Here is a 22,046-nt window from a genome sequence, read left to right as displayed (position 1 = left end):
AACGAAATTCGCGTCCGGTCGCGGTCGACCGTCGGCCGACCGCCACTATATAGATATTTCGTGATAAACTCGGTGGGTTCGGGACGGAAACGGTTCCGCGAGGGCAACCGATTTGGGTATCGGCCGACCACGAACGGTATGAACCGGACTCGCCTCGACGAGACGCTCGCCGCCCTCGATTCCGACGGCTACCTGCTCGACGCGTCGCAGGATGACGCGAACCAGCTGTACCTCTCCGGGTTCACCGGCCCGGACCCGTTCCTGACGCTGTACGCCGACGGCGAGGTCCACGCGCTCGTCTCCGGGCTGGAGTACGGGCGGGCGCAGGCGGAGGCCGACGCCGACACCGTCGAGCGCCACGCCGACTACGACTACGAGTACGGCGGCCGGGAGGAGCGGTACGACATGTACGCCGCGTTCGTCCGCGACAAGGGGGTCGAGTCGATGTCGATGCCGCCTCGCGGCCCGGTCGGGACCGCCGACGCGATGCGCGAGCGCGGGATCGACGTCGTGGTCGACGGCGACGACCTCCTCCGGGAGGTCCGCGCCGTGAAGACCGACGAGGAGGTCGACGCGATCCGCGAGGCACAGCGGGCGAACGGGGCCGCGATGCGCGCCGCAGAGGAGCTGCTGGCGAGCGCGGACGTGGCGGGCGAGGACGCGCCCGCCGACGGCGAGGCCGACGCTGAGCCGGGCGTCCTGCTCGTCGACGGCAAGCCGCTCACCAGCGAGCGCGTCGCCGAGGAGATCGAGGTGACGCTGCTCCGGCACGGCTGCGCGCTCGACGAGACGATCGTCGCCGGCGGCGCGCAGGCGGCCGACCCCCACGACCGCGGCTCCGGCCCGCTCCGGGCGAACGAGGCGATCATCGTCGACATTTTCCCCCGGTCGAAGGCGACGAAGTACAACGCCGACATGACCCGGACGTTCTGCGTCGGGGAGCCGCCGGCCGCGCTCCGGGAGTGGTACGACCTCACCGAGCGCGCGCTCGACGCCGCGCTCGACGCGGTCGAGCCGGGCGCGACCGGCGAGGAGGTCCACGCCGCGGCCTGCGAGGTGTACGAGGACGCCGGCGAGCCGACGTTCCGCACCGACCCCGAGACGGAGACGGGGTTCATCCACTCGACCGGCCACGGGATCGGCCTCGACGTCCACGAGTCCCCCCGGCTCGCGAGCGGCGGGGGCGAGCTGGAGCCCGGCCACGTGATCACCGTCGAGCCGGGCCTGTACGATCCCGAGGTCGGCGGCGTCCGGATCGAGGACCTCGTGGTCGTCACCGAGGACGGGTACGAGAACCTCACGGAGTACCCGATCGCGTTCGAGGTCTGACGGGTCCCCGTCACCGGTCTCGTCGCCGTCGCCGATCTCGTCGCCGTCGCCGATCTCGTCGCCGTCGCCGATCTCGTCGCTGTCGCCGATCTCGTCGCTGTCGCCGATCTCGTCGCCGCTCGGTGGTCGATCGCACACCACAGCCGGCCCGGCTGGCCGCGACCGGAACCCGCTTCCACCCGGGTCGAGAACGACGACCGTGAACTGGCGGTACCGGCACACGGCGCTCACGCTCTGTACGCTCGCGTTCACCGCGACGATGGTCGCGCGGCTGGCCATCAGTCCGTTGGTCCCGCAGATCACGGCGCGGTTCGGCGTCACGAACGCGACGGTCGGGCTCGCCCTCTCGGGGATGTGGCTGGCGTACGCGCTGGCGCAGTTCCCCTCCGGCGTGCTCGGCGACCGCTACGGGGAGCGCGCCGTCATCCTGACGGCCGTGGGCGCCACCGCGGTCGCCTCGCTGCTGATCGCCGTCTCCCCGTCGATCGCTGTCTTCATGCTGTTCACCGTGTTGCTCGGCGCGGGCGCCGGCCTCCACTACTCGGTTGCGACGACGTTCCTCGCCAAGCAGTACGACGACATCGGCCGCGCCATCGGCGTCCACGTCGCGGGCGGCCCGATCGCGGGGCTCGCCGCGCCGCCGGTCGCCGCGCTCGTCGGCTCGCGGTACGGCTGGCGGGCCGGCGTCCTCCTCGGCGTCGCCGTCGCAGTACCCGTGTTCGCCCTGTTCGCGTGGCGGGTGCGGCCCACCGAGCCGATCCGTCCCGATCAGCCGCTGCGGGAGCGGTTCGCGCTCGCGCCCCTGGTCGAACTGCTCTCGCGGCCGTCGATCCTCTACACGACCGCGCTGGCGACGATGGGGGCGTTCACGTGGCAGGCGACCGCCTCCTTCCTCCCGACGTTCCTGGAGGTCGGCGGCGGGCTCTCGACGGCGCTGTCGGCGCTGCTGTTCTCGCTGTACTTCCTCGTCCACGGCAGCACGCAGCCGGTCACGGGCTCGCTCTCCGACCGGTTCGGCCGCGACGCGACCGCGATGGGGACGATGAGCGCCGGCATCGTCGGCTACGGGCTCCTGGTCGCGACGGCGCGGTTCGACCTCGGCCTCGGCCCGACGGTCGCGGCCGTCGGCTTCGTCGGCGTCGCGATGTCGTGGGGGGCGCCCGTCCAGTCCCGGTTCATGGACCTGCTGTCCGACGAGGAGCGTGGCGCCGGGTTCGGCCTCGTCCGGACCGCGTACATGGTGATCGGGGCGTCGGGAAGCGTCGTCGTCGGAACGATCTCAGACGTCGCGGGGTGGGAGGCCGCGTTCGGGCTACTCGCGGGCGTGATGGCGCTCGGGCTGGCCGCGCTGCTCGCGAATCGACTGTTGCGGCTCGGTTACTGACCGATCGGCCGTCGGTCGGGCAGTCGAATCTGCCTACAGCCGGTCGTCCTCTAAGCTCCCGGGGTCCTCGGCGGTGTCGAACATGTTGTTCTCCGCGCCGTCGAGCATCTCGTCGCGCGGCTCCTCGTCGACGACGGAGACGTTGTACGCCTCGATCCCGGAGGCGATGAGGTCCTCCGCGGCCTGCTCCTCGGAGACGAACTCCTGTTCGGCGAGCTGCTGGAACTCCGCGTAGACGTCGTCCGAGAGGTTCAGTTCGAAGGTTGGCATACCCCCTCGTTCCGGCCGGACGCTTTTAAGCGTTCCCTCGTTCGCGGTGCGCGACGAGCCCCGGAAGCGGAGCGAGCGCGGACGTGGTCTCGGACGGCGCGCTCGGGTCACACGTTGATAACGCGCTCGGGTCACACGTTGATAACGCGCTCGGCTCACACGTCGGGTTCCGCGGGGGGTCCGATATTCCGTCTGCGGGCGATATCCGACGCGTTCCGAGTCTGTGAACGGACTCCAACCTTTTTGAGACCCCTCGTCGTAGGCGCGACCACCGTGACCGACACGATCCAGGTCCAAGTGGCGGCCGCAACCTGCGATCGCTGTCCCGTAACGGCGCTGTCCGAGCGGACGACCCTGCGGGCGGTCCGGGTCGACCCAGACGACGCGCGCGTCGACTTCGTCGCGGACGACAGCCCCGCCGACGCGCCGAGTGAGCTGGACCTGCTGGAGTTCGCCGGGCGGGCTCACGGCCGGTACGAACTCGGGCGCGGGGGCGCCGATCGCGAACCCCGCGACGGCGGCGACGAGGGTGACGGCGAGCGCGGGGACCACGACCCCTCCGACCCCGACGCGACGTCGACACCCTCGGACGGCGGCTGCACCGCCTGCGCCTGTGCCGGGCTCCCGTCGGCGTTCTCCGGCTTCCCGGTGTCGCCGCGCGAGACGCTGATCGACGAGGGGGAGCTGCTCGCCACCTTCGTGTTGACCGGGTACGGGGAGCTGCAGGCGATCGTCGACGCGTTCGGCGGCGCGGAGGTCCGCCGGATCCTCGTGGATCGGGACACGAACGACGGTCGGCCGGACGTGGTCCCGGTCGACCTCTCCGACGTGACGGAGCGACAGGCGACCGTCGCCGCCGTCGCGGTCGAGGAGGGGTACTTCGGTCCGGACGGCGCCACGGCCGACGAGATCGCCGCCGAGCTCGGGGTAGCCAAATCGACCGTCTCGGAACACCTCCGGCTCGTGACGGCCACCGTGCTGTCCCAGCTGTTCGGCGAGGGTATTTAAATCGCCGAATAGTTCGGGAGTAGCTAGTTGTTCGTTTCCGATCCTAGGATACAGTATGTCACGTCTCTGTGTACCGTAATTAACCGTCCACCGGACGCCCGCGAGGCATCGAGAGCCCACGAGCGATCGCCGCGGCGGACGGCGGGCCGGCGCCGCGGGGCCGCGTGCGTACCGCCGAGCCGGCTCAACGACACAAGACACTACACACACCTATGGACAGACGAACGATCGCGATCCTCCTCATCGTGCTCGCCGTGCTGCTGCCGACGTGGTACGTCGGCCTCCACGGCGAGCCGCCCTCGGAGGAGGTCAGGATCGACCAGAGCGTGAGCGAGATGCAGCCGCTGGAGGGGTTCGTCGACGCGCCGAACAAGCTCTCACCGAGTCAGGTCGGGGTGATCGTCTGGGTCGCCCTGCTGGGGCTGTTGGGGGCCATGGCCTTTTTCCACCGCTTCATGAACCGAGCCGCCCGCCCCGACGCGAGCGGCGGGGGTCCGAGCGATACCGGCGGCGCGGACGACCCGGCCGCGGCCGACGGCGGGCTCGACGGACCGCCGCCGGACGGGACGAACCGGGCGACGTTCCCCTGGTTCGAGACGGAGGACCGGTGGGTCGTCCAGTACCACGACGCGAGCGACGCCATCGAGGGGCTCGTCGCGATGGGGGGGCTCACCGTCCTCGCTATCGTCTTCTCGGCGCTGCTGACGGCCGAGTACCTCACCCTGGCGCGCACCCAGTACTTCGGCGTGTACGCCTTCGGGCTGTTCATGTCGCTGCTGGGCTCGACGGTGTCGTACTACGCCTGGTTCATGCCCCACGTCGAAGTCGCCGAACGGAGGGACCACTGATGGGAGACGACGCACCCGACACACGACCGACGGGAGACGGAATCGACGCCCCGCCGAGCGCCGGCCCTCGCGAGCGCGAGGCGCCCGGCGGGCGTACCGATGTCGACGCGTCCGACGCCGACGCTTCCGACGCGTCCGACGCCGAGGGAGAACTGTGCGACGCCTGCCCGGAGAACGACGGCGGGCCCGCCGTCGACCCGAGTATCTTCCGGCCGTTCTGGAAGGACGCGCGCGCCGAACTCAAGCGCCGCGACTACGCGAAGGTCCTCGCGACGGTCGGCGGGATCACGGCGGTCGGAAGCCTCGCCGCGCCCGTCGCGGGGCTCACGCGGGTGTTCGAGCGCAAGTATCAGGGCCCGGTGTACGAGGCGGGGATCCCCCTCGTCGACGAGGCGGGCGAGCGGATCGCGGAGGACCGCATCGCCCCCGGCGAACAGCTCACGGTATTCCCGGAGCCGCGCCCGGGGGTAGAGGACGCCCCGACGCTGCTCGTGCGCTTCGAGGAGTCGGCGTATGGCGACCAGGTGCGCGACGAGTACACCGTCGGCGGGTACGCCGCGTTCTCGAAAGTGTGCACCCACGCCGGCTGCATGGTCGCCGACCGCGACGGCGACGTGCTCGTCTGTCCGTGCCACTCCGGGCGGTTCGACCCGGTGACGGGCGCGCAGGTCGTCGGGGGGCCGCCGCCGCGAGCGCTGCCGCAGCTCCCGATCACGCTCTCGGGCGACGGCTACCTCGTCGCGACCGGGGACTTCCAGGGGCCGGTCGGCCCCGGGGGGGAGTGATGTCCCGGATCGACGCGGCGGTCGATCGGGCCGAGTCCGCGTACGACTGGGCCGACTCGCGCCTGGGTCTGGGGGAGGGGAGCGACTTCCTCGGGAAGGCGTTCCCCGCGGAGGACTCCTTCCTCCTCGGCGAGGTCGCGCTGTTCTGTTTCGGGATCCTCGTCGCGACTGGAACGTTCCTCGCGTTCTTCTACGAACCGAGCACGACCGCCGTCGAGTACAGCGGGAGCGTCGTGCAGTACCAGGGGCAGGAGCTGCCGGCGGCGTTCACGAGCGTCCTCTACATCACCTACGACGTGCCGTTCGGGATGTTCCTGCGGCGCATGCATCACTGGGCGGCACATCTGTTCGTCGCTTCGATCGCCTTGCACATGCTCCGCGTCTTCTTCACCGGCGCGTACCGGAACCCGCGCGAGCCGAACTGGCTCGTCGGGACCGGCCTCGCCGGGCTGGCGATGTTCGCGGCCTACACCGGCTACTCGCTCCCGTACGACGAGTTCGCGAGCACGGCGGTCGGCATCGGCTACAACGTCGCCGCCTCGATCCCGATCGTCGGCGACCCGCTCGCGAGCATCGTCTTCGGCGGTCAGTTCCCGACGAGCGCGACGATCCCGCGGCTGTTCTTCCTGCACGTCTTCCTCATCCCGGCCGCGATCGGAGGGCTCATCGCCGTCCACATGGCGATCCTCGTCCGACAGAAGCACACCGAGGCGCAGCGCGACGGGGACGTGGCCGCCCCGGGAGCGGGGGACGGCACCCCGCACGCGACCGGGGAAGCGCCGAGCGGGAGCGGAGGGCCCGAAACGACCGACGGGGGCGCCCGTCTCATCGACCGCGACGACGACAGCGTCGTGATCGGGCTGCCGGCGTTCCCGAATCAGGCCGCGGTGAGCGCGGTCGTGTTCTTCCTCACGATGGCCGTGCTCTCGCTGCTCGCCGGGCTGCTCCCCGTTCACAACATCGCTCAATACGGACCGAACGACCCGGCGTCGACGCCGTCGCTCGTCATGCCGGACTGGTTCCTGATGTGGGGGTACGGGTTCCTGAAGCTCACCCCCTCGTGGATGAGCTTCGACGTGCTCGGGATCCACGTCAGTTCGGAGTTCGTGGGCGGGCTGCTCCTCCCGAGTCTGGTGTTCGTCGCCGTGGCGGTCTGGCCGTTCATCGACCGCGCGGAGGAGCCGGAGCACTTCACGCGGAACTACCTCGACCGACCGTTCCCGACCGCGGTCGGCATCGTCGGCGTCACGCTCGTCATGATCGCGTCTATCGCCGGCATGGACGTGATCCTCGCCGAGATCCTCGGCACGTCGACGGCCGCGCTCCGTCCCTACCTGATCGCCGCGATCGTGCTCGTTCCCGCCGCGGCCGGCACCCTCACCTACGCCGTCCTCGGCGGCTTCGGGGACGACTCGGAGGGGGGCCCGCCCTCGGGGGACGACGAGGGACCGCCGGAACCGAGCCGCGACGACTCGCCGACGCGAACGGGGGGGTCGGACGATGACTGAGTCGAGCGGAACTCGGCTGGCGGAGCTGTCGCCGCGTCGGTACCGCTGGGCGGATCGAGCGACGAAACTGGCCGGCGTGGGGCTGATCGCCGCCGGACTCGACGCGGGCGGCGGCACGCTCGCGGGCGTCGCGTTCGCGGCGCTCGGCGTCGCGCTCGGCCTCGCGACCGTTCTCATCGACAAACAATGACTGACACGACAGACACGACGGGCGAATCGACACGCGACGAGGCCGGCACCGCGCGCCGCGACTTCCTGAAGGGAGTCGGAGCGGCGGCCGCCGTCGGCGCCACCGGGCTGGGATCCGCGCAGGATCTCACCGAGATGAACACACTGGATGTGGTCGACGACCCGATCGGTAACTACCCGTACCGCGACTGGGAGGACCTCTACCGCGAGGAGTGGGACTGGGACGGCAAGGCCCGTTCGACGCACAGCGTCAACTGCACGGGCAGCTGCTCGTGGCAGGTGTACACGCGGAACGGGCAGGTGTGGCGCGAGGAGCAGGCCGGCGACTACCCCCGCTTCGACGAGTCGCTTCCCGACCCGAACCCGCGCGGCTGTCAGAAGGGGGCGTGCTTCACCGACTACGTGAACGCCGACCAGCGCGTCACGCACCCGCTCCGCCGGACCGGCGAGCGGGGAGAGGGTAAGTGGGAGCGGATCTCCTGGGACGAGGCGCTCACCGAGATCGCCGAGGAGGTCATCGACGCCGTCGAGGACGGGGAGTACGACGCGATCAGCGGCTTCACGCCGATCCCGGCGATGAGCCCCGTCTCGTTCGCCTCGGGGAGCCGCCTCGTCAACCTGCTCGGCGGCGTCAGCCACTCCTTCTACGACTGGTACTCCGACCTCCCGCCGGGCCAGCCGATCACGTGGGGGACCCAGACCGAGAACGCCGAGAGCGCGGACTGGTACAACGCCGACTACATCATCGCGTGGGGCTCGAACATCAACGTCACCCGGATCCCGGACGCGAAGTACTTCCTCGAGGCGGGGTACGACGGCGCCAAGCGCGTCGGGATCTTCACCGACTACAGCCAGACGGCGATCCACTGCGACGAGTGGATCGGCCCGGAGCCCGGCAGCGACACCGCGCTCGCGCTCGGGATGGCCCGCACCATCGTCGACGAGGGGCTGTACGACGAGGCGCATTTAAAAGAGCAGACGGACATGCCGCTGCTCGTCCGCGAGGACACCGGGAAGTTCCTCCGCGCGAGCGAGGTGTCCGGGCTGAGCGTCGACGCCGACCGCCCGGAGAAGGTGTTCGTCATGCAGGACGCCGACGGCACCCTCCGGACGGCGCCGGGCTCGCTCGGCGAGCGGGACGGACAGCACGACCACTCACTGAGCATCGAGCTCGACTTCGACCCCGACCTCGACGCCGAGCGCACGGTTCAGACGACCGACGGCGCGGTCGAGACCCGCACCGTCTGGCTGAACCTCCGCGACGAGCTGTCGGAGTACACTCCCGAGGTGGTCAACGAGATCACCGGCGTCGGGAGGCAGACACACCAGAAGATCGCCCGCGAGTTCGCCGAGGTCGACCGCGCGAAGATCATCCACGGGAAGGGGGTCAACGACTGGTACCACAACGACCTCGGGAACCGCGCGATCCAGCTGCTCGTCACGCTCACCGGGAACCTCGGCCGACAGGGGACCGGCCTCGACCACTACGTGGGTCAGGAGAAGATATGGACGTTCAACGGCTGGAAGCAGCTCTCCTTCCCGACCGGAAGCGTTCGCGGCGTCCCGACGACGCTGTGGACGTACTACCACGCCGGGATCATGGAGAACACGGACCCGGAGACGGCCGCGAAAATCCGGGAGTCGATCGATAAGGGGTGGATGCCGCTGTACCCGAGCGAGCGCGACGACGGCAGCCGTCCGGACCCCAGACTCATGTTCGTCTGGCGCGGGAACTACTTCAACCAGGCCAAGGGGAACATCGCCGTCGAGGAGGAGCTGTGGCCGAAGCTCGACCTGGTCGTCGACATCAACTTCCGGATGGACTCGACGGCGCTCAACAGCGATATCGTCCTTCCGACGGCGAGCCACTACGAGAAGCACGACCTGTCGGTGACGGACATGCACACGTACGTCCACCCGTTCACGCCGGCGGTCGAGCCGCTGGGCGAGTCGAAGACGGACTGGCAGATCTTCCGCGAGCTCGCCGCGAAGATCCAGGAGCTCGCCGAGCAGCGCGGCACGGAGCCGGTGTCGGACCGGAAGTTCGACCGCGAGATCGACCTCCAGTCCGTTCACGACGACTACACGCGCGATTGGATCGACAACGAGCCCGGCGCGCTGGCCGAGGACAAGGCGGCCGCGGAGTTCATTCTCGAGAACTCCGAGGAGTCGAACCCGGAGGGCGCCGACGAGCAGCTCACGTTCGACGACATCGAAGCGCAGCCGCGTCGCCTCCTCGAGACGGGCGACCACTGGTCGTCGGACATCGAGGAGGGCCAGGCGTACTCGCCGTGGAAAGACTACGTGCAGGACAAGAACCCGTGGCCGACGTTCACCGGACGCCAGCAGTATTACATCGACCACGACTGGTTCTTAGAGCTCGACGAGCAGCTCCCCACGCACAAAGACGGGCCGGTGCTCCAGGAGAAGTCGGAGTACCCGCTGAGCTACAACACGCCGCACAGCCGCTGGTCGATCCACTCGACGTGGCGCGACGACAGCAAGATGCTCCGGCTGCAGCGCGGCGAGCCGACCGTCTACCTCAACCCCGAGGACGCCGAGGAACGCGGGATCGAGGACGGCGACACCGTGCGGGTGTACAACGACCTCGACTCGGTCGAGGTGCAGGCGAAGATCTACCCGAGCGGGGAGCCCGGCACCGTCCGGCACTTCTTCAGCTGGGAGCGGTTCCAGTACCCCGACCGCAACAACTTCAACTCGCTCGTGCCGATGTACATGAAGCCGACCCAGCTCGTCCAGTATCCCGAGGACACGGGCGAGCACCTCCACTTTTTCCCGAACTACTGGGGCCCGACCGGGGTGAACAGCGACGTCCGGATCGAGGTCGAGCCGGTCGGGGAGGAGCCGGCGTCGCTCGACGCCGGCCCGCTCGGGGCGTCGGCGACGGGGTCTGAGTCGTCCGGTTCGGGGTCGGAGTCGACCGATTCGGGGTCGACGTCGCGCGGCGCGTTGGGTCGCGTCTCGGACCTGCTCGGAGGTGACGGCCCATGAGCAAAACCACCGACGACACGGTCCGTCAGGCCGACGACGCCGCCCGGCAGACCGACGACGGCGACGTTCCCCTCGCGGAGGGCGTGGACCATCAGGTCGCGATGGTGATGGACCTGAACAAGTGCATCGGCTGCCAGACGTGTACGATCGCGTGTAAGACCAACTGGACCGAGTCCGGGGGACGCGAGTACATGTACTGGAACAACGTCGAGACGAAGCCCGGCGCCGGCTACCCCCGCGACTGGGAAGAGATGGGCGGCGGCTGGGACGAGGACGGACAGTCCCGGACGCCCGGCCAGCTCCCGGAGCAGGAGGACTACGGCCGCGCGTGGGAGTTCAACCACGAGGCGATCATGTACGAGGGGAGCGACGAGCCGCTCCGTCCCATGGAGAACGCGGACTGGGGGCCGAACTGGGACGAGGACGAGGGCGCCGGCGAGTACCCCAACTCCTACTACTTTTATCTCCCCCGGATCTGCAACCACTGCACCCACCCCTCCTGCGTGGAGGCGTGCCCGCGCTCCGCGATCTACAAGCGCGAGGAGGACGGGATCGTCCTCGTCGACCAGGACCGCTGCCGCGGCTACCGGTACTGCGTCGAGGGGTGTCCGTACAAGAAGGTGTTCTACAACGCGCAGACGAAGACCAGCGAGAAGTGCATCTTCTGTTACCCCCGGATCGAGGGGGAGGGACCGGAGGGCGAGGTGCGGCCCCCATCCTGTGCCGAGGACTGCCCGCCGCAGCTCCGGCACGTCGGCTTCCTCGACGACGAGGATGGGCCGATCTACAAGCTCGTGAACGAGTACGAGGTCGCCCTGCGGCTCCACCCCGAGTACCGCACGGAGCCGAACGTCTACTACATCCCGCCGTTCGCGCCGCCGCAGACGTCGGAGAGCGGCGAGACGGTGGACGCGGAGCGCATCCCGCGCAACTACCTGGAGGAGCTGTTCGGCCCGCAGGTGAACGAGGCGCTCAACACGATCAACCGCGAGCGCGACCGGGTCAGACAGGGCGAGGAGAGCGAGCTCATGGAGATCCTCTCGACCGTGAACAACGACGACCAGTACCGGCTGGAGGTGTTCGACGATGGAGCGTGACGCCGATCGGCCCGGCGACGACGAGGTCGACGACCGCGGAATCGGCTCGCGGGAGCTCGTCGTCGCGGCCGCGCTCGCGCTCGCCGTCGTGGCCGCGACCGCCGCCTTCCCCGCGGCCGTCGACGCGCGCGCGGCCTACGAGATCCCGGTCGAGGGACAGTCGAGCGCCGGCGACCTCGCGGAGCCGACCGGGGACGCGTGGGAGTCCGTCGAGACGGTGACCGTCCCGATGAGCAGCACCGGCGCGGCGGTGCCGGGCGGCGCCGACACCACCGTCGAGTCTGTCCGCGTCGAGGCCGCGCGGACCGACGAGCGGCTCTACCTCCGGCTGTCGTGGAGCGACCCCACGGCGAACGAGTCGACGGACTCGCTCCGCGCGTTCGCCGACGCCGCCGCGGTCCAGCTCCCCGTCGCCTCGGAGTCGCGGCCGCCGATCGCGATGGGATCGACCGACAACCGGGTGAACGTCTGGTACTGGAACGCCGCCGACGGGACGGAGTCACTGCTCGCCGGCGGCGCCGGGAGCACGACGCAGATTTCGGAGTCGGCGGTGGAGACGACCGCGACGCACACCGGCGACCGGTGGGCCGTCGTGTTCACCCGGCCGCTCTCGTCCGACCGCGCGAACGTGACCGACGTCGACCCGGACCAAGACGTGAACGCCGCGTTCGCGGTCTGGGAGGGGGGTAACGACGAGCGCTCCGGGCAGAAGGCCGCGAGCGAGTGGTACTACCTCTCGCTCGGGCCGGCCGAAGGCGGGGCCCCCTACGAGACGGTGCTGTGGGCGCTCGCCGGGGTCGCCGTCGTGTTCACCACGCTCGTGACCGTCGAGGGGATCCGCCGGACGAGGGGTGAGTGACCGTGTCGGAACCGATCGCCGAACGTGACGGTCCCGGGTTCGACGAGGGGCTTCGGCGCGACGCGATCGACGAGGAGGCCGCGGCGCGCGGAAGCGTCTACGCGCTGGCGGCGGCGGCCTTCGCCGAGCCGAGCGGCGGCATCCACGAGCGGTTCGCGGACGGCTCGCTCGACGAGTCGATGGCGACGCTCGTCGACCGGACCGGCCTCGACGTTGACCCGCCCGACCTGACCGTGGCGGACGACCGCGAGACGCTCGCGGCCCGGTACAACGACCTGTTCGTCATCGGCTACTCCGAGGTGATCGACGGGACGGACGGAACGGTCGAGAACCAGGGACCGCCGGCCTCCCTGTACGAGTCGACGTACCGCTCCGACGTGTCGTGGAACGACGTGAACCTCGACCTCGCTCGGGCGTACGAGCACTTCGGCTGCGAGGTCGGCGGCGACGAGCGCCGCCACCACGACCACGTCCGCCTGGAGCTCGAGTTCGCGGGGTATCTCTGTCGCCTGGCCGCCGCGGGCGACGACGCGTCGGGAGACGCGGAGCCCGCGAACCTCGACCGCGCCCGACTGGACTTCCACGACCGCCACCTCTCCGTCCTCGCGTCGGGGCTTCGGACGGCCCTGGACGAGGAGCCCGGCACGAGCGTCTACGGTCGCCTCGCGCGCTTCCTCGACGCCTTCGTCGCCGCCGACGTCGACGACCTCGCGGAGCGTCTCGACGCCGGTGCGGGGGGCGACCGCGAACACGCGGTCACCGACGGTTCGGACGGGGGTGAGCGGTCGTGAGCTCACCGACCGAATGGGCGAACGGGCGGACGACGCCGTCGGCACCGATCGGTCGCCTCGGCGGTCGCGTGGGGTCGATCGGCCTGCTCGCCGCCGTCGGCGTCGGCGTCGCGACCGCGGTCCGCGTGCTGTACAACGCGCCGTTCGAACCGGCCGGGTTCGCGTCGGGGTTGGTACCGGTCACCGGGACGGTCGCGGCGCTCGCGAGCGGCGTCGCGCTCGCCGTTGTCGCGCTCTCGGCGGACCGTTCCGCGGTCCGCGTCGGGCTCCTGTTCGCCGGGGTGTTCGGCGTGCTCGCGACGGCGTCCGACGCGGCGACCGTCGCCGCGGCCGTCGCGATCCCGGGCGGCGCCGCGGTCGCGTTCGCCCGCGCGCTGGGACCGCCGTCGACCTACTTCGAGCTCCGGCGCGCCGTCCTCGCGCTGGCGTTCGCGCTCGCCGCCGGACTCTCGCTCGCCGCGACGGCCGGGATCGCCGGCCCCGCCGTCCGATCGGCCGGGTCCGTCGCCTTCCTCGGGGGAGTGACGCTGCTCGTCGTGCGGGCCGAGGGCGACCCCGTCGCGCTCGTCGCGGGCGCGACCGCGTTTGCGGGGGTCGTTCTCGCGAGCGCCGCCGCGCCGTACGTCACCGGGAGCGCGCTGCTCGTCGGGTTCGCGGTCGTCGGGAGCCCGCACCTGCTCGCCGCGACCGCGGCGTTCGGCGGGGTCGCCGCCGCCGTCGCCGGGCTCCGCGAGGGCGACGCGTGGCTCGCGATCGGCGCGGTCCTCCTGGTTCTCGCGGGGGTCCCCGCGACGCCGGGAGCCGCGACCGCCGTCTGTCTCGGCGCCGCGTTCGCGACCCTGGGCGCCGAGGAGCTCCTCGGCGAACCGGGCGGGCCGGACTCGCCTGGTCCGACGACCGAGAACGGGGTGAGCGCCCGATGAGGGACCCGGAGGAGGCGACGGACGGGCCGACTGACCCCCGCGTCCACCCCGAGGAGAGCCCGGGGTTCGGCGAGGAGCCGGACGGGCTCGAGGACATCGAGGTGAGCCGCGACGTGACGATCGGCGACGCGAGCCCGCGAGAGCTGCAGGCGACGGACACGGCCCCGCTCCGCGGGACCGACGCGGCCGCGAAGATCGAGGACCTCGTCGACGGCGACCCGGTCGAGCGCCGGCGGGCGGCGCTGGCGCTGGGCGATGGGCGACCGAGCGAGGCCGCCGTCGACGCGCTGATCGAACACGGCCTCGCCGACGCCGACGCCGACGTGCGCCAGTTCGCCGTCGAGGCGCTCGGCGAGCTCGGCGGCCAGCGGGCGGGCGAGGCCGCGGTCGCGGCGTGTGACGACTCCGACCCGTGGGTCCGCGCCGAGGCCGTCGTCGCGCTCGACCGGATCGACCGCGGCGAGTACGCGGCGACAATCGAGGCGGCGCTGGACGACGACCACCACGCGGTCGTCAGAAACGCGATGGTCTCGCTGTTCAAAAGCCGCGGCGAGGCGCTGCGCCCGGTCCTGCTCGAGCTGTCGCACGCGGACAGCGAGCGGCTGCGGGAGTGGGCCGTCCACCTGCTCGCCGGCGTCGACGACGAGCGCGCGCTCGAACGCCTCGAAGCGGTCGCGGCCGACGAGACGGAGCCGAAGGTCGTGCGGAGCACCGCCGCCCGCGCCATCGACGCCGACCCCGGGAAGTTCCGGCGGCAGTTCAGCGGCGGCACCGAGAACGACAGCGCCGACCTGCCCGGCGAGAGCACGCTCAACCGGAGACCGGACCTGTGAAGCGACTTCGAAACGCCGACGCCGACCACACCACCATGACAGATCCCACCGTTGACACGCCCGACGACGCAGACGCCGCCGACGAACCGACCGATCACGAGTCGCCAGCCGACGCCGTGGAGGCCGAGCTCCGGAAGGTCCGCGACCCGGACGCCGGCGTGAGCGTGTTCGAGGCGGGCGTCGTCGAGGACGTCGCGGTCGACGACGGCGCCGCGACGGTCACCGCGGACCTGCGCGAGTTCCCCCGTGACGCGGCCGAGCGAGTGTCGGCCGCCATGGTCCGGGCCGCCTCCGACGCGCCGGGGGTGTCGAACGCGCGGATCGAGCAGGTCGATCCGAGCCCGGACCTCGACGGCCGCGCGTCGGGGATGGGAACCGCGGGCCGGGTGATCGCGGTCGCGAGCACGAAGGGCGGCGTCGGGAAGACGACGGTCGCGACGACGCTGGCGTGCGCGCTCGCGGCCGGGAGTGGCGGCGAGGAGACCGACGGCGAGGACGGCGACGCCCCCTCAGTCGGCCTGTTCGACGCCGACATCTACGGCCCCAACGTCCCGGAGGTCGTCGGCGCGAGCGGCCCCGTCTACAGCGACGACGACGGGAATCCCGTCCCGGTCGACGTCGGCGGGTTGGAGGTGATGAGCGTCGGGCTGCTCTCGGACGACGGCCCGCTCGCGTGGCGGGGCGCGATGGCGCACGACGCGCTCTCGGACCTGTTCGAGACCGCCGCCTGGAGCGACCCGGACACCGTCGTCGTCGACATGCCGCCGGGGACGGGCGACGTGGCGTTGACCACCCTCCAAGAGGTGCCGGTCGACGGCGTCGTCCTCGTCACGACGCCGTTCCACGCCGCCGTCTCCGACACCGCGCGGGCGCTGGAGCTGTTCGAAGAGAACGATGTGCCCGTGCTCGGCGTCGTCTCGAACATGGGGGAGTTCGTCTGCGAGGAGTGCGGGACCCCGCACGACCTGTTCGGCGGCGACGACCCGATCGAGGCGCTCGATCTGCCGGTGCTCGCGGACCTCCCCTTCGATCCGGAGATGCAGTCGACGCCGGCGCCGAACGCCGACGCACTCCCCGAGTACGCGACCGACCTCGCCGCCGCGGTCGACGAGCGGTACGACGAGGTCTGGACGGTCGACCCGCCCGAGGACGCCGTCGATCTGCGGGGGCTCGACCCGGAGACGCGTAAGGAGCGCGTCGAGGCGCGGTTCCGCGAGCTCGACGCCGGCGAGGAGTGCCTCATCGTGAGCGACCGCGACCCGGCGCCCGTCCGAGGGTTCCTGCTCGACCTGGTCGACGCCGAAGAACTCCCGAGCTTCCGCGTCAAGCGACAGAACCCGGAGACGTGGTTCGCGAAGGCGACGCGGCCGTAATCGCCCTTCTCGTTACCGTCGGACGGTTCCGTCGGTGAGACGTTCTCTTCCGGTTTCGATCGGCACGGGTACGGCGGCGATCATTTATAAAGAGTTGATGCGGTGGCGCGCGCCTCCGAGCGGCCGTTTATAAACGGCCGCGAGGAGCGCGTGCGAGGGAGGCGGCGGGCCGGCGCGGCTCCGGCCCGCGCCGGCCCGTCCGCCGAGGCTGGGGAGGCGTGAGGCTGCGGTTGCGGTGCGAGGCGGGTGGGGCTTTGGTGGTCGTCACCGCAGAGTCGTCGACCACTGATAAATAGCCGATGGCAACACCGCGCTCTGACTTATAAACAAACACACGGTCGCTCCGGGATTCGCACTCAGTACGTCGGCCCGTTTATAAATCGCTCCACGCGCCCAGGAACCGCTGGACCGCGGTGAGATGCCCCACGGCGGCGAACAGCGCGAGCAGGAGCCCGACGACGTTGAGTCCGGCGACGATCGGCGCCGAGTAGACCGCCGCGACGAGGCCGACGAGACCCATCAGCGCGAGTCGGTCGGCCCGCCCGAGCAGCCCGCCGTACTCGCGGCCGATGCCGACCGCCTGGATCTGCGTGCCCATGTACGAGGTCATCAGGACGCCGGTGACCGCGAGGAAGCCGAGGGCGTACGCCTCGACCCCGACCGTGAAGCCGGCGATGATCGCGATGTCGGCGTACCGGTCGAGGACGTGGTCGAGGAGGTCGCCGCCGTCCGAGGAGACCTCCAGGTGCCGCGCCAAGGCGCCGTCGACGAGGTCGAGCCAGCCGTTGAGGAGGACGCACACGGCGCCGACCGCGTAGAACAGTGGGTCGCCGACCGCGAACGCGCCCGCGGCCGCGACCGCGACGCCGAACGCGAGGACGCTCACCTGGTCCGGCGAGAGCCCGAGCCGGGCGGCGGCGCGCACCCACGGTCCGAGCAGGCGGTCCGCCACCGACCGGTACCGGTCGAGAGTCATCTATCGCTTCTACCGTCGCGGCCGGTTCATATATAATCGATGAAGTCGACGGTGCCGGCGCTCGGCTCGCGCTCGCCCTCGATCGCGGCGCGGATCGCGTCGGCCACGGCTTGGGGATCGCGGTCGGTGGTGTCGATCTCGTAGACGTTCTCGACACCGTGCTCCTCGACGGCCTCCGAGAGGATCACGTCGAGCGCCTCGCTCTCCGCATTTTCGGAAGCCGTGGCGTCCGACTCACCGCGTGCGCGGAGCCGCGCCTCGATCGTCTCGGGGTGACACCGGAGGACGACCACGCGGTCGACGTCGAACCGGTGCGCGAGGTGCGAGTCGAGCACCCCGGCCCAGTCGCTGAGTCGCTCGCGGACCGCGTCGAGGTCGGCGACGAGCGTGTCGCGGTCGGCGTCGCGCTCGGTCCAGAGGGCGTCGTTTTCCTTTATAAGTTCGTTGAGGTGGATAACGTCGTACTCGTCGGCGAGCAGGTCCGTCGCGGTCGACTTTCCGGTCCCGGGGGTGCCGGTGACGGCGACGCGGGTCGGGCTGGGGTCCGGATCGGCGTCGGGGTCTCGGTGGGCGTCGGGGTCTCGGTGGGCGTCGGGGTCTCGGTGGGCGTCGGCGTCTCCGTCCTCGGTCGGCGACTCCCCGCTCACGCCCGGACACCGAGCCCGAGGTCGGCCAGCGTCTCGTTGAGCCGCTCGACCGCCTCGCGCGTCTCCGCGCGGGTCCCGGTCGAGATCCGGACGTGGTTCGGGAGCCCGAAGGAGGTGCAGTCGCGGATGATCACGCCGCGCTCCTGCGCCGCGTCGGCGACCCGCTCCGCGTCGCCGACCTCGGCGAGCACGAAGTTCCCGGCCGACTCGACGGTTGGCGCGTCGAGTTCGGTCGCGATGTACTCGCGCGCCCAGCGCGCCGTCTCGATCGACTCGGCGACGTGGTCCTCGTCGTCGAGGGCGGCGAGCGCGGCCCGGCACGCCAGCTCGTTCGCCGCGAACGGGGTGTTCACCCGGGCGTACGCCCCGCCCCACGCCTCCGGGACGACGCTGTAGCCGATCCGGAGCCCCGCGAGCCCGTACGCCTTCGAGAACGTCCGGAGCACCGCCACGTCGTCGCGCTCGTCGACCAGCGGGATCGCGCTGTCGACCGCGGCGAACTCGCCGTACGCCTCGTCGACGACGACGAGGGTCTCGTCGGCGGTCGCGTCCGCGATCGCCTCGATCTCGTCGAGGGGCATCGTCGAGCCCGAGGGGTTGTGCGGGGAGGTGACGTAGACGATCCGCTCGCCGCCGTAGGCGGAGAGGACCGTCTCCGCGTCCTGCGCGAAGCCGTCGGCCGGGGAGAGGTCGTACTCCGTCACCTCGCCGTGGTGGTACCGCGCCGACATCCCGTAGTAGGCGAACCCCGGCGTCGGCACCAGGACCTCGTCGCCGGGCTCTAACGCGGCCCGAGCGAGGTAGTCGATCGAGCCGTCGGCACCGGGCGAGACCCACACCTGATCGGTCGCCACGCCCCACTTCTCGGCGATCTTCGCGGTGAGGTCCGTGTGCGAGGACTTCGGGTACTGGTGGACGCGGTCGGCGTGCTCGCGAATCGCCTCGACGGCCGCCGGGCTGGGGCCGTGCGGGTTCTCGTTCGAAGAGAGCTTGATCAGGTCGTCGGGGTCGATCCCGCGGTCGCGGGCGACCTCCTCGACGCCCCGGCCCGGGACGTACTCGGAGTGGTCCGAGAGATCGCGTGGTTCCATGCCCGTTCGTCCGGGACGGGCGGTCTTAAGGGTGGCCGAACCGCGCGGCGGTGACGGCGGGCCCGCGCCGTCGGTTCACCGGAAACCCGGTGTGCGACCGGCCCGCAGGGAGCACCGGAAGGCGGGAGTTCCGGTCCCGACTCAGGGGACGCGCACGTCGTGTTCGAGGGTGCCGACGCCCTCGACCTCCACCTCGACGGTGTCGCCGTCGGCGAGCGCGCCGACGCCCTCGGGGGTCCCGGTCGCGATCACGTCGCCGGCCTCCAGCGTGAGGTACGTCGTGATCTCCTCGATCAGGGTCGGCACGTCGAAGATGAGGTGCCCGCGGTCGCTCGACTGCTTCGTCTCGCCGTTCACCCGGAGCTCGACGCTCGCGTCCGCGGGGACCTCCTCGGGCGTCGCCATCACGGGACCGAGCGGCGCGGCGTTGTCGAACGCCTTCCCGCGCACCCAGTTCTGCTCGCGGTTCTGGTCGTCGCGGTTCGAGACGTCGTTCATGCAGGTGAAGCCCGCGACGACGTCCATCGCGTCCTCGGCGTCGACCGCCTTGCACTGCTCGCCGATCACGACCGCCAGCTCCGCCTCCCAGTCGATCCGGTCTTTCCCCGCGGGGACGGTGACCGTGTCGCCGTGGCTCGCCAGCGCGTTCGGCGGCTTCAAGAAGAGGAGCGGCCGGTCCGGCACGTCGTTGCCGAGCTCGGCCGCGTGGTCGGCGTAGTTGCGCCCGATACAGACGATCTTCGAGGGATCCGTCGGCGGGAGCACGTCGATCGCGGGGTCGTCGAGGGCGTACTCGTCGCCGCCGAAGGCGACGGTGTCGCTCTCGGGGTCGTACGTGCCTTCGCGGACCGAACCCGCCGGGTCGCGGAACCGTGCGTGGTGCATGTGCGAGCGATCGGGCGGGGTCTTAAAAAGGGTTGCCGGACGGCGCCGGCCGCGTCACTCGCGCTCCCGCTCGGTCGTGTGTGGGTTCTCGGTCGCCGGCTTTCGGTCGGCGGACTCGGGTCCGACTCCGGCGGAGTTCCTCTCGTCGGCCCCGCCGAACAGCTCCTCGCGGGCGCAGTCGGCGCAGTAGTGGTTGCGCTCCATCGCGTGGGTCCGGACCGGGACGCCGACGGCGACCGTCTCGTCGCGCCGGCGCCGGACGACCCCGCGCTCGAACGACTCGCCGCAGACGACGCAGGGGGACTCGGTGCGTTCCGTCGCCCGGACGACCCGGTGGTCGACGGTCCGGATCCGGCCGAACCGCGAGAGGCCGTGTCGCCGGTTCAGCCGTCGTTCCGCGGGCGGCGTCAGGGCGACCCCGATGACGGCGAACGCGAGGCCGAACGCCGCGCCGAGCGGCGCACCCTGCTCCGCGGCGACCGCGGCGATGCCGAGGCCGATCAGGGAGAGCACCCCGCCGAGGAGGTACCCGGAGAGCGTCACGAGGGCCCCGTCGTCCTCCCTCGGCTCGGACAGTTCGCCGTCCGGGAGGGGACCGTCGGAGACGCCCAGCCGGCGCGTCTCGGCCAGCTCCGAGTAGTGGTACCAGCCGTACAGCAAGTTACCAACGCCGCCGGTGGTCAGGAGCAGGAGGACGTGCATGGGGACCGACCCGACGCCTCTCTCGACGAGCACGACCCGGTCGCCGCGGTCCTCGGTGAGCTCCCAGCCCTCGTCGAGGTGGTCCCGGACCCGACGCCGGAACGCGCGGTGCGCCTCGGCGTCCGCCGCCGCGTCGCCTCGTCGGACGGAGCGCCCCGCCGACTCCGGACGCGCCGCTCCGCAGGCGGCACAGAACTCGTCCTCGGGAGCGAGGGGGCCGCCGCACTCGGCGCAGTACGCGGCGTCGGCCGCGTCGCGTAGCTCGGCCCCGCAGCCGGGACAGAAGTTGGCGTCGGGCGGGATGGGCCGGCCGCACTCGCGACACGCGTCGGTCGGGGGAGGGCTCTCGGGCCGCTCGGAGGGCATCGCCGTCGAGTTCGGTCGGGGAGTTATTAACTCCTCTTCCCCGTCGACGCCCGGGATACCGCGAGAGGGCTTCCGCGGAGTCGACTTTTATTACCGCGCGCTGAGACGATCCGGTCGTACCATGGAACTCACCTGGCACGGCCACTCGACGTGGCACGTCGTCGTCGACGACACGGAACTGCTGATCGATCCGTTCTTCGACAACCCGAAGACCGACGTCGACCCGGAGGACCTGGATCCGGACTACCTCCTGTTGACCCACGGCCACGGCGACCACATCGCTCACGCCGCGGCGTTCCCCGACGCGACCGTGGTCGCCACGCCGGAGCTGACCGCCTACGTCCAGGAGGAGTTCGGCCTCGAGCACTCGGTCGCCGCCGGCGGCATGAACATCGGCGGCACCGTGGAGTGCGGCGACGCGTGGGTGACGATGGTCCGCGCGGACCACTCGAACGGGATCGAGAACGACCCCGACTACTCCGCCGGGATGCCCGCGGGCTTCGTCGTCGGCGATAAGAAGCCGACCCAGGAGTCCGACCCCGACTGCACGACGTTCTACCACGCGGGCGACACCGGGCTCATGTCGGAGATGGTCGACGTGATCGCGCCGTACCTCGAGCCCGACGCCGCCGCGCTCCCCGCCGGCGACCACTTCACGATGGGCCCCGCCGGCGCCGGCATCGCCGCCGACTGGGTGGGCGCGGACGTGGTGTTCCCGATGCATTACGACTCGTTCCCGCCGATCGAGATCGAGACGCGGGAGTTCGTCAACGAGGTGAAGGCCGCAGGCGCCGCGGCCGAACCCGTCGTCCTCGACGGCGACGAGACGTACACGCTGGAGTAGTCGACGCCGACGCCGGCCACCGAACGCTTCGACGCCGCGGGTCGCGGGTCGACATGCGGTGGGTTCGCGGGCCGACAGCGCGTTGACACGCGGTGGGGCCGTTGACACGCGGTGGAACTGTTTTTTCGCCATGGCGAGACCGGAGAGCGGCGCGGCTCCGTTTTGCGGACGCCGACGCGCCGACATATGCGCGGCTCCGTAGAATACTATTCAAACCCGAATAAATATTATACAAATATCTGTAGATTCCGTCGACATCCAAGGACACAATATTCCTTCATAGATTTAAATTAATAATAAATCAGAAGTCTTCTAAATAAAAGACA

At 70.8% G+C, this 22,046-nt stretch carries 21 protein-coding genes; 15 read left to right on the top strand and 6 right to left on the bottom strand.

Features of this window, described 5'->3' with window-relative positions; genetic code table 11:
- Positions 1-138: 138 nt before the first annotated feature.
- Positions 139-1,329, top strand: coding sequence for a Xaa-Pro peptidase family protein (locus Hrr1229_RS15200; RefSeq protein ID WP_123112108.1), 1,191 nt, complete (start codon positions 139-141; stop codon positions 1,327-1,329).
- Between the two features lie 199 nt (positions 1,330-1,528).
- Positions 1,529-2,713, top strand: a complete 1,185-nt coding sequence (locus Hrr1229_RS15195; RefSeq protein WP_123112109.1) for an MFS transporter — start codon at positions 1,529-1,531, stop codon at positions 2,711-2,713.
- A 33-nt stretch (positions 2,714-2,746) separates the two neighbouring features.
- Here Hrr1229_RS15195 and Hrr1229_RS15190 read toward each other — a convergent pair whose 3' ends face one another.
- Positions 2,747-2,983, bottom strand: coding sequence for a hypothetical protein (locus Hrr1229_RS15190; protein ID WP_123112110.1), 237 nt, complete (start codon positions 2,981-2,983; stop codon positions 2,747-2,749).
- A 273-nt stretch (positions 2,984-3,256) separates the two neighbouring features.
- Here Hrr1229_RS15190 and Hrr1229_RS15185 point away from each other — a divergent pair, with 273 nt between their 5' ends.
- The 12 genes from Hrr1229_RS15185 to Hrr1229_RS15130 all read left to right on the top strand — a co-directional run bounded on the left by Hrr1229_RS15185 (position 3,257) and on the right by Hrr1229_RS15130 (position 16,209).
- Positions 3,257-3,991 carry a helix-turn-helix domain-containing protein gene (locus tag Hrr1229_RS15185; RefSeq protein ID WP_123112111.1) on the top strand — a complete coding sequence of 245 codons (735 nt, stop codon included), beginning with the start codon at positions 3,257-3,259 and terminating at the stop codon, positions 3,989-3,991.
- A 212-nt stretch (positions 3,992-4,203) separates the two neighbouring features.
- A complete protein-coding gene (locus Hrr1229_RS15180; RefSeq protein ID WP_123112112.1) occupies positions 4,204-4,839 on the top strand; it encodes a hypothetical protein in 636 nt (211 codons plus the stop codon).
- A complete protein-coding gene (locus tag Hrr1229_RS15175; protein WP_123112113.1) occupies positions 4,839-5,624 on the top strand; it encodes a Rieske (2Fe-2S) protein in 786 nt (261 codons plus the stop codon). Before Hrr1229_RS15180 ends, Hrr1229_RS15175 begins: the two co-directional genes overlap by 1 nt.
- Positions 5,624-7,132 carry a cytochrome bc complex cytochrome b subunit gene (locus Hrr1229_RS15170; RefSeq protein ID WP_123112114.1) on the top strand — a complete coding sequence of 503 codons (1,509 nt, stop codon included), beginning with the start codon at positions 5,624-5,626 and terminating at the stop codon, positions 7,130-7,132. Before Hrr1229_RS15175 ends, Hrr1229_RS15170 begins: the two co-directional genes overlap by 1 nt.
- Positions 7,125-7,322 (top strand): hypothetical protein, encoded by a 198-nt coding sequence (locus Hrr1229_RS15165; RefSeq protein ID WP_123112115.1) that lies wholly within the window; start codon positions 7,125-7,127, stop codon positions 7,320-7,322. Before Hrr1229_RS15170 ends, Hrr1229_RS15165 begins: the two co-directional genes overlap by 8 nt.
- Positions 7,319-10,333 carry a molybdopterin-dependent oxidoreductase gene (locus Hrr1229_RS15160; protein ID WP_123112116.1) on the top strand — a complete coding sequence of 1,005 codons (3,015 nt, stop codon included), beginning with the start codon at positions 7,319-7,321 and terminating at the stop codon, positions 10,331-10,333. The genes Hrr1229_RS15165 and Hrr1229_RS15160 overlap by 4 nt, the downstream gene beginning before the upstream one ends.
- Positions 10,330-11,430, top strand: a complete 1,101-nt coding sequence (locus Hrr1229_RS15155; RefSeq protein WP_123112117.1) for a 4Fe-4S dicluster domain-containing protein — start codon at positions 10,330-10,332, stop codon at positions 11,428-11,430. Before Hrr1229_RS15160 ends, Hrr1229_RS15155 begins: the two co-directional genes overlap by 4 nt.
- Positions 11,420-12,289 carry an ethylbenzene dehydrogenase-related protein gene (locus Hrr1229_RS15150; protein WP_123112118.1) on the top strand — a complete coding sequence of 290 codons (870 nt, stop codon included), beginning with the start codon at positions 11,420-11,422 and terminating at the stop codon, positions 12,287-12,289. The genes Hrr1229_RS15155 and Hrr1229_RS15150 overlap by 11 nt, the downstream gene beginning before the upstream one ends.
- Positions 12,286-13,080 (top strand): molecular chaperone TorD family protein, encoded by a 795-nt coding sequence (locus tag Hrr1229_RS15145; RefSeq protein WP_123112119.1) that lies wholly within the window; start codon positions 12,286-12,288, stop codon positions 13,078-13,080. Before Hrr1229_RS15150 ends, Hrr1229_RS15145 begins: the two co-directional genes overlap by 4 nt.
- The gene (locus tag Hrr1229_RS15140; RefSeq protein WP_176329421.1) at positions 13,077-14,003 is read left to right on the top strand and encodes a phosphate ABC transporter permease; all 927 of its coding nucleotides are present in this window, start codon (positions 13,077-13,079) and stop codon (positions 14,001-14,003) included. The genes Hrr1229_RS15145 and Hrr1229_RS15140 overlap by 4 nt, the downstream gene beginning before the upstream one ends.
- Positions 14,000-14,836 (top strand): HEAT repeat domain-containing protein, encoded by an 837-nt coding sequence (locus tag Hrr1229_RS15135; protein WP_123112120.1) that lies wholly within the window; start codon positions 14,000-14,002, stop codon positions 14,834-14,836. Before Hrr1229_RS15140 ends, Hrr1229_RS15135 begins: the two co-directional genes overlap by 4 nt.
- A gap of 35 nt (positions 14,837-14,871) precedes the next feature.
- Positions 14,872-16,209 carry a P-loop NTPase gene (locus Hrr1229_RS15130; RefSeq protein ID WP_123112121.1) on the top strand — a complete coding sequence of 446 codons (1,338 nt, stop codon included), beginning with the start codon at positions 14,872-14,874 and terminating at the stop codon, positions 16,207-16,209.
- A 373-nt stretch (positions 16,210-16,582) separates the two neighbouring features.
- Here the strand turns inward: Hrr1229_RS15130 and Hrr1229_RS15125 are convergent, their stop codons facing one another.
- The 5 genes from Hrr1229_RS15125 to Hrr1229_RS15105 all read right to left on the bottom strand — a co-directional run bounded on the left by Hrr1229_RS15125 (position 16,583) and on the right by Hrr1229_RS15105 (position 20,876).
- On the bottom strand, positions 16,583-17,185 hold the full coding sequence (locus tag Hrr1229_RS15125; protein ID WP_123112122.1) for a CDP-alcohol phosphatidyltransferase family protein: 603 nt from the start codon (positions 17,183-17,185) through the stop codon (positions 16,583-16,585).
- Between the two features lie 26 nt (positions 17,186-17,211).
- Entirely contained in the window at positions 17,212-17,832 is a 621-nt protein-coding gene (locus tag Hrr1229_RS15120; protein ID WP_255212526.1) for an adenylate kinase family protein, read from the bottom strand.
- On the bottom strand, positions 17,829-18,923 hold the full coding sequence (hisC, locus tag Hrr1229_RS15115) for a histidinol-phosphate transaminase (protein ID WP_123112123.1): 1,095 nt from the start codon (positions 18,921-18,923) through the stop codon (positions 17,829-17,831). The genes Hrr1229_RS15120 and hisC overlap by 4 nt, the downstream gene beginning before the upstream one ends.
- A gap of 141 nt (positions 18,924-19,064) precedes the next feature.
- Complete coding sequence (locus Hrr1229_RS15110; RefSeq protein ID WP_123112124.1) at positions 19,065-19,808, bottom strand: fumarylacetoacetate hydrolase family protein; 744 nt, start codon at positions 19,806-19,808, stop codon at positions 19,065-19,067.
- Between the two features lie 54 nt (positions 19,809-19,862).
- Positions 19,863-20,876, bottom strand: a complete 1,014-nt coding sequence (locus tag Hrr1229_RS15105) for a zinc ribbon domain-containing protein (protein WP_123112125.1) — start codon at positions 20,874-20,876, stop codon at positions 19,863-19,865.
- A 121-nt stretch (positions 20,877-20,997) separates the two neighbouring features.
- Between Hrr1229_RS15105 and Hrr1229_RS15100 the strand changes: the two genes are divergently transcribed.
- The gene (locus tag Hrr1229_RS15100) at positions 20,998-21,720 is read left to right on the top strand and encodes a metal-dependent hydrolase (protein WP_123112126.1); all 723 of its coding nucleotides are present in this window, start codon (positions 20,998-21,000) and stop codon (positions 21,718-21,720) included.
- Positions 21,721-22,046: the final 326 nt, after the last annotated feature.

This window comes from Halorubrum sp. CBA1229, from assembly GCF_003721435.2.
In the GTDB taxonomy this organism is placed as follows: domain Archaea; phylum Halobacteriota; class Halobacteria; order Halobacteriales; family Haloferacaceae; genus Halorubrum.
This window is presented reverse-complemented; position numbering and strand designations above follow the sequence as displayed.

Excerpts from the sequence above, each read along its gene's own strand:
- Hrr1229_RS15200 (WP_123112108.1), top strand. The coding sequence starts at position 139 with ATGAACCGGACTCGCCTCGACGAGACGCTCGCCGCCCTCGATTCCGAC.
- Hrr1229_RS15190 (WP_123112110.1), bottom strand. The coding sequence starts at position 2,983 with ATGCCAACCTTCGAACTGAACCTCTCGGACGACGTCTACGCGGAGTTC.
- Hrr1229_RS15180 (WP_123112112.1), top strand. The coding sequence starts at position 4,204 with ATGGACAGACGAACGATCGCGATCCTCCTCATCGTGCTCGCCGTGCTG.
- Hrr1229_RS15175 (WP_123112113.1), top strand. The coding sequence starts at position 4,839 with ATGGGAGACGACGCACCCGACACACGACCGACGGGAGACGGAATCGAC.
- Hrr1229_RS15170 (WP_123112114.1), top strand. The coding sequence starts at position 5,624 with ATGTCCCGGATCGACGCGGCGGTCGATCGGGCCGAGTCCGCGTACGAC.
- Hrr1229_RS15165 (WP_123112115.1), top strand. The coding sequence starts at position 7,125 with ATGACTGAGTCGAGCGGAACTCGGCTGGCGGAGCTGTCGCCGCGTCGG.
- Hrr1229_RS15160 (WP_123112116.1), top strand. The coding sequence starts at position 7,319 with ATGACTGACACGACAGACACGACGGGCGAATCGACACGCGACGAGGCC.
- Hrr1229_RS15155 (WP_123112117.1), top strand. The coding sequence starts at position 10,330 with ATGAGCAAAACCACCGACGACACGGTCCGTCAGGCCGACGACGCCGCC.
- Hrr1229_RS15150 (WP_123112118.1), top strand. The coding sequence starts at position 11,420 with ATGGAGCGTGACGCCGATCGGCCCGGCGACGACGAGGTCGACGACCGC.
- Hrr1229_RS15135 (WP_123112120.1), top strand. The coding sequence starts at position 14,000 with ATGAGGGACCCGGAGGAGGCGACGGACGGGCCGACTGACCCCCGCGTC.
- Hrr1229_RS15130 (WP_123112121.1), top strand. The coding sequence starts at position 14,872 with ATGACAGATCCCACCGTTGACACGCCCGACGACGCAGACGCCGCCGAC.
- Hrr1229_RS15125 (WP_123112122.1), bottom strand. The coding sequence starts at position 17,185 with ATGACTCTCGACCGGTACCGGTCGGTGGCGGACCGCCTGCTCGGACCG.
- hisC (WP_123112123.1), bottom strand. The coding sequence starts at position 18,923 with ATGGAACCACGCGATCTCTCGGACCACTCCGAGTACGTCCCGGGCCGG.
- Hrr1229_RS15110 (WP_123112124.1), bottom strand. The coding sequence starts at position 19,808 with ATGCACCACGCACGGTTCCGCGACCCGGCGGGTTCGGTCCGCGAAGGC.
- Hrr1229_RS15105 (WP_123112125.1), bottom strand. The coding sequence starts at position 20,876 with ATGCCCTCCGAGCGGCCCGAGAGCCCTCCCCCGACCGACGCGTGTCGC.
- Hrr1229_RS15100 (WP_123112126.1), top strand. The coding sequence starts at position 20,998 with ATGGAACTCACCTGGCACGGCCACTCGACGTGGCACGTCGTCGTCGAC.